Here is a 13305-nt window from a genome sequence, read left to right on the forward strand (position 1 = left end):
TATGGAGGGGGAGAAATTGCGCATCACTCACGACGGTTGGGAAATCATACGCTATGAAGAGAACACCCCAATTCGTAAACAAGATACATTAGCAGTAGAGTTACCTCTTACGATTCAATTAAATGGCCATGAGTTTGCCACCATGGTGTGTTCTCCTAGCGATTTGGCTGATTTAGTTTGTGGATTTTTGGCATCTGAAGGTATTATATACACGTTAGATGAGCTTCAAGAGCTATCTATTGATATAGAACGTGGATTTGCCTATGTCACATTAAATCGCACGATTGATCCTAAAAAATACGATCAGTCAAAGCGATTTATCGGATCATGTTGTGGGAAAAGTCGACAGTTTTACTTTAAAAGTGATGTTCGAACAGCCAAAACAATTAGACATGCATTAACCATTACCCCTTCAGCATGTTATCATTTGATGAACGAGATGCAAGCCATGTCTAATATATTTCACCAAACAGGAAACATGCACAATGCTGCTTTATGTACAGTTGATAAGATCTTGTTTATGCGCCATGATATCGGGCGTCATAATGCTCTTGACAAAATATACGGAAGTATCATACGTAATCGATTAAGTGTTCGTGATAAGGTCATAGTCTTTAGCGGGAGGGTCTCCTCAGAAGTCCTACTAAAAATATCCAAAATAGGCGTTGGCATCTTGCTATCAAAATCGGCACCAACAGATTTAGCGATTAAATTAGCAAATGATTTAGGTATTACAGTAGCAGGTTTTATTCGCGGAGAAAAAATGAATGTCTATTCTCATTCCAAAAGAATTGTTAATGATTAAATCGTTCTATTCATCTCATTATTAATATAGCAGGGAAAGTTCCACTTCCCTGCTTGTATATTTGATGCAAATTTAGATCGTTCCATTGGATGTCAACGCCTCTACTAATATCATTGTTAGCTATGTGGACGTCTTTTATTAATTTGTTTGCTGCGAAGCTGACCGCAGGCTGCATCAATGTCAGCACCATTTTCCCAACGTATACCACATGGAATACCTTCTCTTTTCAATGTTTCATAAAAAGCTTGAATCGTCTCCGAATGGCTCCGCTGATATTCACTATGTTCATCGACTGTATTGTATGGAATGAGATTGACATACGCTAAGTGACGATGATCTTTTAATAGCTCAGCAAGCTGTAACGCCTCTTCTTCTCGATCATTTATATCTCTAAGCATAATATATTCATACGTAATCCGACGATTCGTCTTATCCAAATAATATTGCACTGCATCCATTAATTTTTCAATTGGAAAAGCACGATTAATTTTCATAATCCGTGTTCTTAGATCATTATTCGGTGCATGAAGCGAAATAGCTAAATTCACTTGAGAATTTAAATCTGCAAACTGATAAATTTTATGAGCTAAACCACTCGTTGATACGGTAATATGACGTGCTCCTATCGACAATCCCTTTCGGTCATTTACAACCGTTAAGAAATTAACCAAGTTATCAAAGTTATCAAACGGTTCACCAATCCCCATAACAACAATATGGCTAACACGTTCGTTTTTTCCTTGTTGATCAAGATGGGCTTGAACTTTCATAATCTGTCCGACAATCTCACCAGCAGTCAAGTCACGGCTCTTTCTTAACAAACCACTCGCACAAAAAGAACAGCCAATATTACAACCGACTTGTGTCGTTACACAAACCGATAAACCGTAGTTAAACCGCATTAAGACCGTCTCAATTAAATTGCCATCTGCCAACTTAAATAAAAATTTAATTGTTCCGTCTTTCGACTCTTGCCTTAGTTGTTCTTCAAGAATTTCTATCGTGAAATGTTCTTCTAATAGGGCTATACATTCTTTATTGACGTTATGCATCTCGGAAAAATGTTTCACACGCTTTTTATAAAGCCAATCCCATACTTGTTGAGCGCGAAACTTCTTCTCCCCATGTTCAACGAGCCATTCTTGTAATTGTTCATATGTGAAACCATAAATGGACTGTTTCATTATTTGAAAAAACCTCTTTTCTCATATTCACTGCAAAAACGTATACCATCTATCTATAGTATCAAAATATCATTTGAACGCAAATTAAACATTTAACAAAAATCAAGAAGTTTGTCTTGTATTTGTGTATTCTGCATAATAAAGACAATAGGTTTTTTTAGGAGGATATTTCATTGATAGCTAAACGATTTAAACATATTCCACTATCCATCCTTGATCTAGCCCCTATTAAGGAAGGTTCAACTGCTAGAGATGCCTTATTAGAAACCGTTGATTTAGCTCAACATGCTGACAAATGGGGCTTTAAGCGATATTGGTTGGCAGAACATCATAACATGCCTGGCATTGCTAGCTCAGCAACATCTGTTCTAATTGCCCATGTTGCAGAGAAAACGAAGCATTTGCGCGTCGGTGCTGGTGGCATTATGCTACCCAACCACGCCGCACTTGTCATTGCTGAACAATTCGGCACGCTTGAATCACTTTTTCCTGGAAGAATTGATCTTGGTCTAGGAAGAGCACCGGGAACTGACCAAATGACAGCCTATGCTTTAAGACGTGATTTAAAGCAACGTGTCGAAGAATTTCCTGATCAGGTAGAAGAATTAGAAGCATATTTTACTGGTACAGGAATCGTGCGTGCCTTTCCAGGTGAAGGTTTAGATATTCCAATTTGGTTACTCGGCTCAAGTGGATTTAGTGCCAGACTAGCAGCAGAAAAAGGACTTCCTTTCTCATTTGCAAGTCATTTTTCACCTAACAATACAATCCCAGCACTTAATATTTATCGTGATTTATTTAAGCCATCAGAACAGTTAGCAAAACCGTATGCAATGCTTGGCATAAATGTTATTGCCGCAGATTCTGATGAAGAAGCTCAATTTCTTGCCACGTCTTCAGAACAACAGTTTTTAAGTTTACGCCGCGGTCGACCGACAACGCTTAAACCACCTGTGTCTAACTTAGAAGAAATGTGTACACCTTCTGAATGGATAGCTGTTAAAAACAGCTTAACATCTGGCTCAACAATCGTTGGTAGTCCAGAGACGGTTAAGCGTGGATTAGAAAACTTTATAGAAAAAACAAATGCAGACGAGCTCATTATTCATACACAAATTTTTGATCATAAAGCACGACTTCGCTCCTATGAAATTATTGCTGAGTTCATGGAGGCATAGGAAATAGAAGTCATAGAAATCAATGAGGCGGAGAAAACAAATACATGTTTCTCCGCCTTTTTTATTTATTGGCTTTTATTAGGAAAGAGCTTTTAGTCCGACAACACCTGTAATAATGAGAACTAAACTCGCTACACGAGACCAACTTTTTGAATCACCAAAGAATAGCATATTAATAATAACTGCCCCTGCAGTTCCTAGCCCCATAAAGACAGCATAAGCGATACTGACAGGCAAGTATTTAAATGAAAGATAAATAAGGGCAAATGATAACCCTAATCCGCCGAAATAAATGAGTGCATTTTTTAAATTACGTCTTTGACTAAATACATTCAATCCCCAAACACCTACCAATTCCGCAGTAGCTGCTAGTAATACGTATACCCAACCCATTATTGCTCAACTCCTTCAACTTGCGCTGCCTGTTCATGAATCTCTTTCTTTTCCGCTTTATCATCAGCAAGCTTCAATCCGATTACCCCGATAATAATGAGAACGATGAAGAAAATCTTAGCCAAACTAATATGTTCACCAAATAAATACACATCCATTAAAAATGTCCCTATCGTTCCAACTCCTGCAAATACTGCGTAAACCGTTCCGCCTGGTAATCCTTCCACTGCTCGAGCTAAGAAATGTAAATCAAGGAATATAAATGAAATAATAAATATCCAATGCCACCATTCAGAAGCAACATTGAATCCAAAGATCCATACTAATTCAAAAAAACTCGTTAAAGCGACATAAACCCAATATTTCGCTTTACTCTCTCTTTTTACTACCATCATTGCTCTCTCCTTTTGTTGCAATTTTTGACTGATTATCAGTCATTTTATAAATAAAAAATACGCCTGGTAATCCCAAGCATCTTTATCATACTTCATTTAATAATCAATCACTTCAAGTGATGCTTAATCGTTTACTGCGTTATTCCTAAAGCATGTTCTACAAAATGGAGTAATTCCTGCTTTTTTAAACTGGCTGCATTTTGATCACCATGTGAGTATAAGTAAGTTTGTTCAGCTGCCGATTCAATAAGACCAATTAATAGGACAGCAGTTTGATCGGGATGTATCGACTGACGAATGACACCGTCTTTAACCGCTTTTTCTAAAAAATCACTCATCCATTCGTAATACGGAGCATAAATAGCTTCCCATTCCTGTAAATATTCCGTAGATGCAAGACCTGCATAAATGAGTGCAAAAATATCACGGTAATCTTTCGTTATTTTAAAAACAACATGAATAACTTGTCTCAGTTGTTCCGAAAAAGATGCCGCTTGATCGATATGTTCTTTTACTTCTTCCAGTATTTTTTCAACCATCACTTCCGCAATAGATGGCATAACTGCTAATTTAGATGAAAAGTATAAATAAAATGTTCCTTGTGCTACCCCTGCTCGCTTCACTATATCCGATACTTTTGTTTTATCAATACCCTTTTCCGAAAAAACTTCAATTGCCGAATAAACAATACGCCCTTTTTTATCCGTCATACCTGTCTCCCCCTCACAAGCATCTGCCATCATAAAAGTGACTGACAGTCATTCATTATACTAGAAAGATTTAATAAAAGCAAATGAAAATAGATGAAAACTCATAGAGAGCATTCGTACATTTACTTTTGATAAAAGTACGAATGATTAACATCTATTCTCGTATTGCCATTACAATTATTTCGTTATAAAGTATCCGTAAGGGGAATAACGATTAAGCATGCTAATCGCGGCGGGAAGATGTAGTTACTTCTAAAGTAATTTTGTTAACACTACCCGCCACGGTAATAACAACTCAATTTATGTTTAATGTAAATGTTTCTAACAAAAATCCTTTCATCGGATACTGTCTTTTACGAATCTTAATCCTTCATTTTTTTGGCCACATGAATGACACGTCGTGCTTGATGTTTGACAGCGGCCTCAACATTTTTTTGCATTTCGCCATGTTGATTAACAGTTACACTTACTCCATAAGGATTTCCACCTGCTTGTGCAATAGCCGGATCTGTATAACCCGGTGCAGCTATAATGGCACCCCAATGCATCATCACCGTGTAGAAAGATAGTATTGTAGCTTCTTGACCACCATTTTCGTTTTGCGCAGATGTCATGACACTCACTACTTTATTCATTGTCTGACCTTTTGCCCAAAGTCCACCTTGCTCATCAATAAATTGCTTCATCTGTGATGACATAACGCCAAAACGAGTTGGTGTACTGAATATAATGGCATCTGCCCAGACAATATCTTCTGATGTTGCCTCTTTTATATCTGCTGTTTTCTTCATATGATCTTGCCATGCGGGATTTGAACGAATCGCTTCTTCAGGAGCTAACTCTTTTACCTTAACCACCCTTACTTCAGCACCCTCTTCTAATGCAGCTTCCTGAGCCCATTTCACCATCTGATAATTTGTTCCTGTCGAACTATAATAAATACATGCTAATTTAACTTGACTCATTCATATCACTTTCCCTTTTAGAATATCTTTTCTTATGTCATGTTTCCCTATTCTCGCTCACTTATGCAATATAACCTTTTAATGTGACGAGCTGTTGTCACTACTTACAAAGATTTTCATAAGAATGACACTTAAGTGGTACCTCTTTCAAAAACAGTAAATGAAAAAGTCATATTTAAGACGAAATGGTATTTAGACAGAACGCAACATGGGATATATCGCATAATAATAACTGAACGAGACGACACAGTGGAGCAGGTACCCAGTTTCTAAGTAAAATAAAAACAAGCGAAGAAATTGTTCCTCACTTGTTTTAAAACCACTTTTAAATTAATCTAATATCAACTTCGTTAAAGCAATTGGCTCAATATACTCTCCGTCTTTATATGCTCTTAAATTTCCACCAGATATTTCATCGATTAAAATTATATCACCTGCATCATTTCGACCGAATTCAAGTTTAATATCATACAGTTCGACCCCTTTTTTAGCAAGTTCTGCTTTAACTAGAGATGAAATTTGTATCGTCATTTCTTTTAATGTTTCATACTCATCACTTGATAATATTCCTAGCATCTCTAGAGCATCTTTACTAATTGGTGGGTCCCCACGTTCATCATCCTTTAACGTAACTTCTACAAATGCATCTAAAGCTTGACCTTCCTCAGCATACTTACCATATCGACGTAAGAAACTACCTACAGCACGATAACGACAAATGACTTCTAAACCCTCTCCAAATGATTTGGCAGGGATTACTTTCATTGTTTGATGCTCAATATCAGATGATATAAAATGTGTCAGAATATTTTCTCGTTCTAATCGTTCAAAGAAAAATGTCGTCAGCCTAAGTGCCGCTTTTCCTGCACCTTCTATCGTTAAGCCAACTGTATTAGCACCTGGATTAAACTTCCCATCTTCACCAGTCACGTCATCTTTAAATTTAAGTAAATAATTTCCATCATCTAACTGATATACGTCCTTCGTTTTACCCATGTAAACTAATTCCATGTCGATTCCTCTTTCAACAAAATGGTATACGTCTATTATGTCATACTCTTTTTATACTGTAAATAAACCATTGATTGAACTTTACATAAAGTTAACCTTACTGACATACTATTTTAACAGTTATGTTATACATTATAAGTAAGATAAATAATGTCACCTGATTTGGAGGTCGTCAGATGAAGTTCCCCTTGAAAGTCATCATATGTCTTACAGTGATATTATTTTATCTTTAGGTGCCCATCCCCATTGTCTAAAGCCGATGCCCTCCCCTATGGTTCGGCTTTATTATTTTGGAAATGAATCGTAAATCAAAATAAATAATAAAAGCAAGCTGATTTCCCTCCCCAAAGAAAGTCAGCTTGCTTTTTTCGTTTCATCTATTTAAACCAACATTGAGCTTGTGCTTTTTTTCCCCTTTATTGTCTATATGCTTTTAATCAATATGATTATGCATGAACTAATTCACGCATTGTACCATGTTTAATTAGATTTTCATGCCATGAAAAAGCTTTTTCTAAAACGTGTGGTGTATGACCACCGCGCTTTAAAGCCTCTTCATAGTACTCGCGCATTTGCTCGCGATACATCGGATGAACGCAGTTTTCTATGATTAACGGCGCGCGTTCTCTTGGTGCTAGACCACGTAAATCCGCATAGCCTTGCTCAGTAATAACAACATCAACATCATGTTCAGTATGATCAACATGTGATACGAAAGGCACTACACTAGATATTTCTCCATTTTTTGCAGTGGATTTCGTAACGAAAATAGCTAAGCGTGCATTTCGTGCAAAATCACCAGATCCACCAATTCCATTCATCATCTTAGTTCCTGTCACATGTGTTGAGTTAACGTTTCCATATATATCAAATTCTAATGCAGTGTTAATTGAAATCGTTCCGAGTCGGCGAATGATTTCTGGATGGTTAGAAATCTCTTGCGGACGCATCACTAATTTATCTCTATACTTTTCAAAATCACCGTAAACTTGTTTCATTTTCTCTTCTGAAATCGCAAATGAGCAACATGAGGCGCTTTTTACTTTGCCAGCATCAATCAAATCAAATACGGCATCTTGCAATACTTCTGAGTACACATCTAAGCCTTCAAATTCAGACTGAAGCATACCGTGTAATACCGCATTAGCGACAGAACCGATTCCCGCCTGAATTGGAGCAAGCTTCTCAGTTAATCGCCCTTGAGCAATTTCTTTCCGTAAAAAATCAAGCAAATGGTTTGCCATTGTTTGTGTTTCTTCATCAGGCGGCACGATATCTGAAGGTTCATCAAGTTTATCAGTAAACACGATGCCTTTAATTTTATCTAAGTCCACTTTAATCCCCGTTTGACCAATGCGATCATCCGGCTTAGTTAACGGAATCGGTGTACGCTCTCCTTGCGGATCTGGACTATATAAATCATGAACGCCTTCAAGATTTTCTGGCCATGCTGTATTTAATTCAATAATGATGTTCTTAGCATGTTCTGCGAATAAAAGAGAATTACCTACAGAGGATGAAAGAATAATTTCACCGTTTTCTGTTATGGAAATCGCTTCCAAAATAGCATAATCAATCGGCATGACATTGGAACGTACGAGTTCGGCTGTGTGAGACAAATGTTGATCGACAAAGTTAATCTGTCCATCATTAATCGCTTTCCGCATTGTTCGATCGACTTGGAATGGCAAACGTCTGTTAACGATACCTGCTTCAGTAAACAGCTTATCAATGTCTGAACCTAAAGACGCCCCAGTGTACACATTGACTTTAAATGATTCATGCTTTGCACGTTCAACTAAAGCATATGGAACTGCTTTAACTTCGCCTGCACGTGTAAAGCCACTTAAGCCTAATGTCATACCGTCTTTTATCCAGCTTGCTGCTTCTTCTTTAGAGACGATGCGATCATGTAAAGCCTTGACTCTAATGCGTTTGAGCCTTTCCCCCATTATAATCATCCCTCTTCTTACTGTAATATACTCCATATTTATTGTAACTTACTAAAAGTACTTTTTGGGGAAACACGTTAAATCGACAATTTTCACGTCTCAATCATATTATATGTCGTTTTAAATAGAAAATAATTGCTTTAATTTATTCTGATAAGTGGATTTTAACATAAGTTTTTAAAATCCTAGTAATTTTCTAAAATAACTGGAATAATTTTGGCTAACTGGGACTCGAGCACCATTTGTTAATTCAAGAACAAATGTCGAATGTGAATCCGGAAAAATATCTTTGATCTGATGGACATTGACTATAAAAGAGCGGTGGCAACGGATAAACATTTCTCGTGGTAAGGCATACTCGAACTCTTGTAATGTGTTTTTATGCGTTCCAGTCACATCTAATGAATAAATATGGGTTTTTCGATTTTTCACTTCTATATAAATGACGTCTTCAAATGGGACTGGCTTCCATCCATCAGATGTTCGAACAGTCACAACTGACTTTCCTTCTGTCATGGCTGGATAGACAGCTAGAACCGTTCCCTTTAATTCTTCCTTCTCATAATACGGAACAGCCATGCCATGGTAAGGAACACCAAATATTTCACGATCAATAAATTCTGATACTTTCTGCTTTTTCTCTAATGCTTTATGAGCAATTGTTCCTCGTTTAATTGGATCTCCAGGGCTAATTTTTAAATCAATCCGTTTACTCGGACGAAAATAAATGTATTCTTCTTTATTCGTAATCGCAATCGAAACTTCGTCTGAAAACAATTCACCTATAATATCTAATAAAGAATCAAAACTGATTTCCACTTCATTTTCCTCCCAATCAGTTGCTCGACTTTGATATGAATTATTTATCTTCTTTAATCATAATATATTGTTCCTATATGTGCTACTTTTCACAATTAAATTCACCATTTTTTCGACATTTTTAAATATTTATATTAAAAATTTGAAAATATACTAAAAAAATCACGCCATATAAGAAATATACGGCGTGATTTCCTCATTTTTTAAACGTATCTGGCATCATAACAGCAATGACTATACCTTCAACACAACATACATCTCCTGCATACACTTTTGTAGTCACTTTAAACTTCTTCGGATGAATTTCCTCTACATTTCCAACTGCTTTTAATGGAACGCCCTCAGGAGTTGGAGCGAGGAAATTCACTGTGAGTGATCCTGTGACAAGACGTGGTGCATCTACACCATCACCAGGCTCGTGACCGTTTTTACGATGAACGTATAAGGCAGCCGAGCCCGTTCCATGACAATCTATCAATGACGCAATTAAGCCACCGTATACAAAACCCGGAATAGCCGTATGCTCTGCTTTCGGTGTATACCAGGTGACCGTTTGATCACCATCCCAGCCTGTTTTTAACTGTAAGCCTAATTTGTTTAACCGTCCACATCCATAACACCATGCATAGTCATCTGCGTAATCATCTTGTATCGCATGTTCAATCATGTCTTTTCCCCCTTCTTTACTTTACTTTTTAGCATACCATGAAAGCGCTATCCTTCGCACCATAATTACAGTTGTATTATTGTTTATTTGCCCATATAATAGAATTAACAAATGATTGTAAACAGGGGGGAAAACATGGGAAAACGTATTTTTTACTTTTTATTAACGAACATCTTAGTATTGCTCACTATTAGTATCGTCTTTTCATTTGTTGGTGGGTATATTATAGATGGACAAATTGCTTACGGGCCGTTACTGATTATTAGTGCAGCGATTGGATTTTCAGGATCCTTTATTTCATTGTGGATGTCACGTTGGATGGCCAAGCGTGTTATGGGTGTACGTATTCTAGACCCAAACGGACCACTTACAGCAGAAGAAGAAATGGTTGTTGAGAAAGTACATCGCTTAACACGTGCTGCAGGCATGATGCATATGCCTGAAGTTGGAATATATGAGTCTGATGAGGTTAATGCTTTTGCAACAGGACCTTCTAAAAAGCGTTCTTTAGTTGCTGTTTCACGTGGGTTATTAAATGAAATGGATGATGATGCTATTGAAGGTGTCATCGCTCATGAAGTTGCTCATATAGCCAATGGTGATATGGTAACGATGACTTTATTACAAGGTGTTGTGAACACATTCGTTGTCTTCCTCGCTCGAATTGTTGCATTTCTAGTCTCTCAAGTCGTTAGAGATGATATAGCACCGATTGTACACTTTGTTGCTATTATTGTCTTTCAACTTGTATTCTCAATCTTAGGAAGCCTGGTTGTCTTTGCCTATTCTCGACATCGTGAATTCCATGCGGATAAAGGTGGTGCCGACTTAGCTGGAACAGATAAAATGACACATGCTTTAAAAATGTTGAAGAACTATGTCGATCGTGTGCAAAATGAAGAACAAACTGCTGTTGCAACACTAAAAATTAGTGGAAAGAGAAAATCATCCCTTTTTTCTACACATCCAGATTTAGATGAACGTATTGAACGACTAAGTTCTTATTAAGTGAACAAACAAGCGGAAAACAAGAATACGTTTTCCGCTTGTTATTATTATATGAAGACGTGTAGCATGTCGCGAATATATCTATAGAGAAGTTGTTAACCACTTTACATATAAGATTAGAAAGATATGTTGACACAAGAGATGACATAGAAAAGTCAATACATCATCTCAGTAAAAGTTTGTAATCCAAAAACGCGCAATGGGATTAAAAAAGCATTTTGCCATATTTTTAAACATACTTTATACATCCTATTTACATCGTTAGCTGAGTCATTACCGTTTCATCTATCTTTTCCTAGTCAGAGATACATTTTTTTGATAATCTATAAGAAGGGATGATGTGAAGTTTTTAACAATCTTTTCACTTAATAGGGGTAGGGGGTTCATATCATGAGAAACATAGTTATTCTAGGTGGGGGTTACGGCGGTCTAAAAGTCGCCCTAGGATTAAATAACGCTAACCTTCCAGACGATGTGCAAATCATTTTAGTCGATAAAAATCCATACCACTCTTTAAAGACTGAATTTTATACCATCGTAGCAGGGACAGCAGCTGATCGCGATGTTCGCTTAGACTTTCCACAAAGTGATCGCATTCAGTATATTTTTGGAACTGTTAGCAAAATTGATGTCGAGAACGAACAGATTTTCTTCAGTGATTCTAGTCATATTGTTGAATATGATAAGCTTATTATTGGTCTGGGCTGTGAAGATATATACCACGGTGTACCTGGTGCAGCTGAATATACAAATAGTGTGCAGTCCTTTTCAAAAGCTCGAAAAGCAGGGACAGCTGTTGGAAACTTGCCAGCCTATGGTAAAGTTACAGTCGTTGGAGCAGGATTAAGTGGAATCGAAGTTGCTTCAGAAATAAGAGAAAGCCGTGCGGACTTAAATATTAGACTGCTAGATCGTGGCGCATCCGTCTTAAAAGCTTTCGATCCAAAAATTCAAGCACATGTTCATGACTGGTTTATAAAAAATGATGTTGAAGTTATTCACCATTCTAATGTCGAATATGTTGAAAAAGATGGCGTCTGTAATAATGGGGTTTGTTATGTTAATGACGTGACGATTTGGACTGCAGGTGTACAACCACATCACTTAGTCCGTGAACTTCCTTTTAAAAAAGATCGCTACGATAAAATTGTTGTTAATGAATTCTTCCAAGTGCCTGAACAGCCAAATATCTATGTCGTTGGTGATAATGCATCTTCGGAATTTTCACCAAGTGCACAACTTGCTGGTTTACAAGGAGAAAGAATTGCCGATATTTTAGTTGACATTTTAAATGGAAAAGAGCCGAAAAAACCGAAAGAAATTAAACTGCGTGGTACACTCGGTTCTCTAGGTAAAAGCGATGGATTCGGAAGTGTCTTTCAACAGCCACTAACAGGATTATTTCCGCGCTGGGTTAAAACTGGCATTCTATGGCTTAGTAAACGACATTAAATTTAATATTTTTAAAAAATGGTGTCTTCTAAGGATCTGACTTAAACTGTCTCCACTTCAGAACACCATTTTATTTTTTTGCAACAAAAAATGCGAATCTTTCGTCATATACAAGAGAGTGCTTTTTCGGATTGGGGCAAGACTATCGGTCAATCACTTCATGAAACAGATATATTACAAATAGAAGATCAGGTTCAACAAATTGAACAAATCATGAATATGTATGGACTTGACATAAAGCGACTTGTCTTTACTTATATGAAAGCTGAAAAAGATCGAAACCAACCACCGCCCATGGATATTAAAAATACAGAACAAATAATATCTATTCAAGAGATCGAACATATTACGATTACACAAGTTGACTACAAATTCGTTGGTGATAGATCGGAAATTTGGCTAACGATTGAAAATAGAAAGGGCAAGGATAAAGGAGATTATTCTTCTTTACCCTTGCCTTTCGCTTCCTATTTAGCACGTGGTGCACTTTCAAACCCTTCTTTTTTATGACTTCCATCACAAAAGGGTTTATTTTTCGAATAACCACAACGGCATAGTGAAAATGCCTTTTTCGTTTCAAATACATTCCCCTCTTTGTCAACTAATTCAACATCACCTGTTACGAGTAGTGATCCATTGTCATTAACTTTAATTGTTGCTTTTCCACTCATTCATATCCCCTCTTTCTTATATATATAAATGTATTATAGTACACTTATCCATCATTTGAAAAATTCTTGTTTGCCGCCACGTTTTACCTATAGAA

Annotated in this window: 15 protein-coding genes; 5 read left to right on the forward strand and 10 right to left on the reverse strand. The window is 36.9% G+C overall.

The window, feature by feature from the left end:
• The first annotated feature begins 1 nt into the window (after position 1).
• Positions 2-805 (forward strand): formate dehydrogenase accessory sulfurtransferase FdhD, encoded by an 804-nt coding sequence (gene fdhD / locus HNQ35_RS06380; RefSeq protein WP_146936472.1) that lies wholly within the window; start codon positions 2-4, stop codon positions 803-805.
• Between the two features lie 116 nt (positions 806-921).
• Here fdhD and rlmN read toward each other — a convergent pair whose 3' ends face one another.
• Entirely contained in the window at positions 922-1989 is a 1068-nt protein-coding gene (gene rlmN, locus HNQ35_RS06385) for a dual-specificity RNA methyltransferase RlmN (protein ID WP_221261436.1), read from the reverse strand.
• 176 nt (positions 1990-2165) lie between these two features.
• On the opposite strand from rlmN, the gene HNQ35_RS06390 reads away from it, so the two are divergent.
• Positions 2166-3167, forward strand: a complete 1002-nt coding sequence (locus tag HNQ35_RS06390) for an LLM class flavin-dependent oxidoreductase (protein WP_146936747.1) — start codon at positions 2166-2168, stop codon at positions 3165-3167.
• A gap of 78 nt (positions 3168-3245) precedes the next feature.
• Here HNQ35_RS06390 and HNQ35_RS06395 read toward each other — a convergent pair whose 3' ends face one another.
• The 8 genes from HNQ35_RS06395 to HNQ35_RS06430 all read right to left on the reverse strand — a co-directional run bounded on the left by HNQ35_RS06395 (position 3246) and on the right by HNQ35_RS06430 (position 10079).
• Positions 3246-3560 carry a DMT family transporter gene (locus tag HNQ35_RS06395; RefSeq protein ID WP_146936477.1) on the reverse strand — a complete coding sequence of 105 codons (315 nt, stop codon included), beginning with the start codon at positions 3558-3560 and terminating at the stop codon, positions 3246-3248.
• Positions 3560-3952, reverse strand: a complete 393-nt coding sequence (locus tag HNQ35_RS06400; protein ID WP_146936479.1) for a DMT family transporter — start codon at positions 3950-3952, stop codon at positions 3560-3562. The genes HNQ35_RS06395 and HNQ35_RS06400 overlap by 1 nt, the downstream gene beginning before the upstream one ends.
• Positions 3953-4086: 134 nt before the next feature.
• A complete protein-coding gene (locus HNQ35_RS06405; protein ID WP_146936481.1) occupies positions 4087-4665 on the reverse strand; it encodes a TetR/AcrR family transcriptional regulator in 579 nt (192 codons plus the stop codon).
• Positions 4666-5027: 362 nt separating this feature from the next.
• A complete protein-coding gene (gene wrbA / locus HNQ35_RS06410) occupies positions 5028-5630 on the reverse strand; it encodes an NAD(P)H:quinone oxidoreductase (RefSeq protein WP_146936483.1) in 603 nt (200 codons plus the stop codon).
• Positions 5631-5960: 330 nt separating this feature from the next.
• Entirely contained in the window at positions 5961-6641 is a 681-nt protein-coding gene (locus HNQ35_RS06415) for a phosphoribosylaminoimidazolesuccinocarboxamide synthase (RefSeq protein ID WP_146936485.1), read from the reverse strand.
• A 446-nt stretch (positions 6642-7087) separates the two neighbouring features.
• Positions 7088-8593, reverse strand: a complete 1506-nt coding sequence (gene scpC, locus HNQ35_RS06420; RefSeq protein WP_146936487.1) for a succinyl-CoA:acetate CoA-transferase ScpC — start codon at positions 8591-8593, stop codon at positions 7088-7090.
• A gap of 177 nt (positions 8594-8770) precedes the next feature.
• Positions 8771-9412, reverse strand: coding sequence for a LytTR family DNA-binding domain-containing protein (locus HNQ35_RS06425; RefSeq protein ID WP_146936490.1), 642 nt, complete (start codon positions 9410-9412; stop codon positions 8771-8773).
• 196 nt (positions 9413-9608) lie between these two features.
• Positions 9609-10079, reverse strand: a complete 471-nt coding sequence (locus tag HNQ35_RS06430) for a PaaI family thioesterase (protein ID WP_146936492.1) — start codon at positions 10077-10079, stop codon at positions 9609-9611.
• 135 nt (positions 10080-10214) lie between these two features.
• Between HNQ35_RS06430 and htpX the strand changes: the two genes are divergently transcribed.
• The 3 genes from htpX to HNQ35_RS06445 all read left to right on the forward strand — a co-directional run bounded on the left by htpX (position 10215) and on the right by HNQ35_RS06445 (position 13049).
• Positions 10215-11087, forward strand: coding sequence for a protease HtpX (htpX, locus tag HNQ35_RS06435; protein ID WP_146936494.1), 873 nt, complete (start codon positions 10215-10217; stop codon positions 11085-11087).
• A 390-nt stretch (positions 11088-11477) separates the two neighbouring features.
• Positions 11478-12539 (forward strand): NAD(P)/FAD-dependent oxidoreductase, encoded by a 1062-nt coding sequence (locus HNQ35_RS06440; protein WP_146936496.1) that lies wholly within the window; start codon positions 11478-11480, stop codon positions 12537-12539.
• A gap of 78 nt (positions 12540-12617) precedes the next feature.
• A complete protein-coding gene (locus HNQ35_RS06445) occupies positions 12618-13049 on the forward strand; it encodes a hypothetical protein (protein WP_146936498.1) in 432 nt (143 codons plus the stop codon).
• On the opposite strand, the gene HNQ35_RS06450 is transcribed toward HNQ35_RS06445, so the two are convergent.
• The gene (locus tag HNQ35_RS06450; RefSeq protein ID WP_146936500.1) at positions 13007-13210 is read right to left on the reverse strand and encodes a CDGSH iron-sulfur domain-containing protein; all 204 of its coding nucleotides are present in this window, start codon (positions 13208-13210) and stop codon (positions 13007-13009) included. The two genes, HNQ35_RS06445 and HNQ35_RS06450, sit on opposite strands and share 43 nt — an antisense overlap.
• Positions 13211-13305 lie beyond the last annotated feature (95 nt).

The organism is Cerasibacillus quisquiliarum (assembly GCF_014202495.1).
In the GTDB taxonomy this organism is placed as follows: domain Bacteria; phylum Bacillota; class Bacilli; order Bacillales; family Amphibacillaceae; genus Cerasibacillus; species Cerasibacillus quisquiliarum.

What these genes read in the sequence shown, in the direction of transcription:
- fdhD (WP_146936472.1), top strand. Translation starts at nt 2, where the DNA reads ATGGAGGGGGAGAAATTGCGCATCACTCACGACGGTTGGGAAATCATA.
- rlmN (WP_221261436.1), bottom strand. Translation starts at nt 1,989, where the DNA reads ATGAAACAGTCCATTTATGGTTTCACATATGAACAATTACAAGAATGG.
- HNQ35_RS06395 (WP_146936477.1), bottom strand. Translation starts at nt 3,560, where the DNA reads ATGGGTTGGGTATACGTATTACTAGCAGCTACTGCGGAATTGGTAGGT.
- HNQ35_RS06400 (WP_146936479.1), bottom strand. Translation starts at nt 3,952, where the DNA reads ATGGTAGTAAAAAGAGAGAGTAAAGCGAAATATTGGGTTTATGTCGCT.
- HNQ35_RS06405 (WP_146936481.1), bottom strand. Translation starts at nt 4,665, where the DNA reads ATGACGGATAAAAAAGGGCGTATTGTTTATTCGGCAATTGAAGTTTTT.
- wrbA (WP_146936483.1), bottom strand. Translation starts at nt 5,630, where the DNA reads ATGAGTCAAGTTAAATTAGCATGTATTTATTATAGTTCGACAGGAACA.
- HNQ35_RS06415 (WP_146936485.1), bottom strand. Translation starts at nt 6,641, where the DNA reads ATGGAATTAGTTTACATGGGTAAAACGAAGGACGTATATCAGTTAGAT.
- scpC (WP_146936487.1), bottom strand. Translation starts at nt 8,593, where the DNA reads ATGGGGGAAAGGCTCAAACGCATTAGAGTCAAGGCTTTACATGATCGC.
- HNQ35_RS06430 (WP_146936492.1), bottom strand. Translation starts at nt 10,079, where the DNA reads ATGATTGAACATGCGATACAAGATGATTACGCAGATGACTATGCATGG.
- htpX (WP_146936494.1), top strand. Translation starts at nt 10,215, where the DNA reads ATGGGAAAACGTATTTTTTACTTTTTATTAACGAACATCTTAGTATTG.
- HNQ35_RS06440 (WP_146936496.1), top strand. Translation starts at nt 11,478, where the DNA reads ATGAGAAACATAGTTATTCTAGGTGGGGGTTACGGCGGTCTAAAAGTC.
- HNQ35_RS06450 (WP_146936500.1), bottom strand. Translation starts at nt 13,210, where the DNA reads ATGAGTGGAAAAGCAACAATTAAAGTTAATGACAATGGATCACTACTC.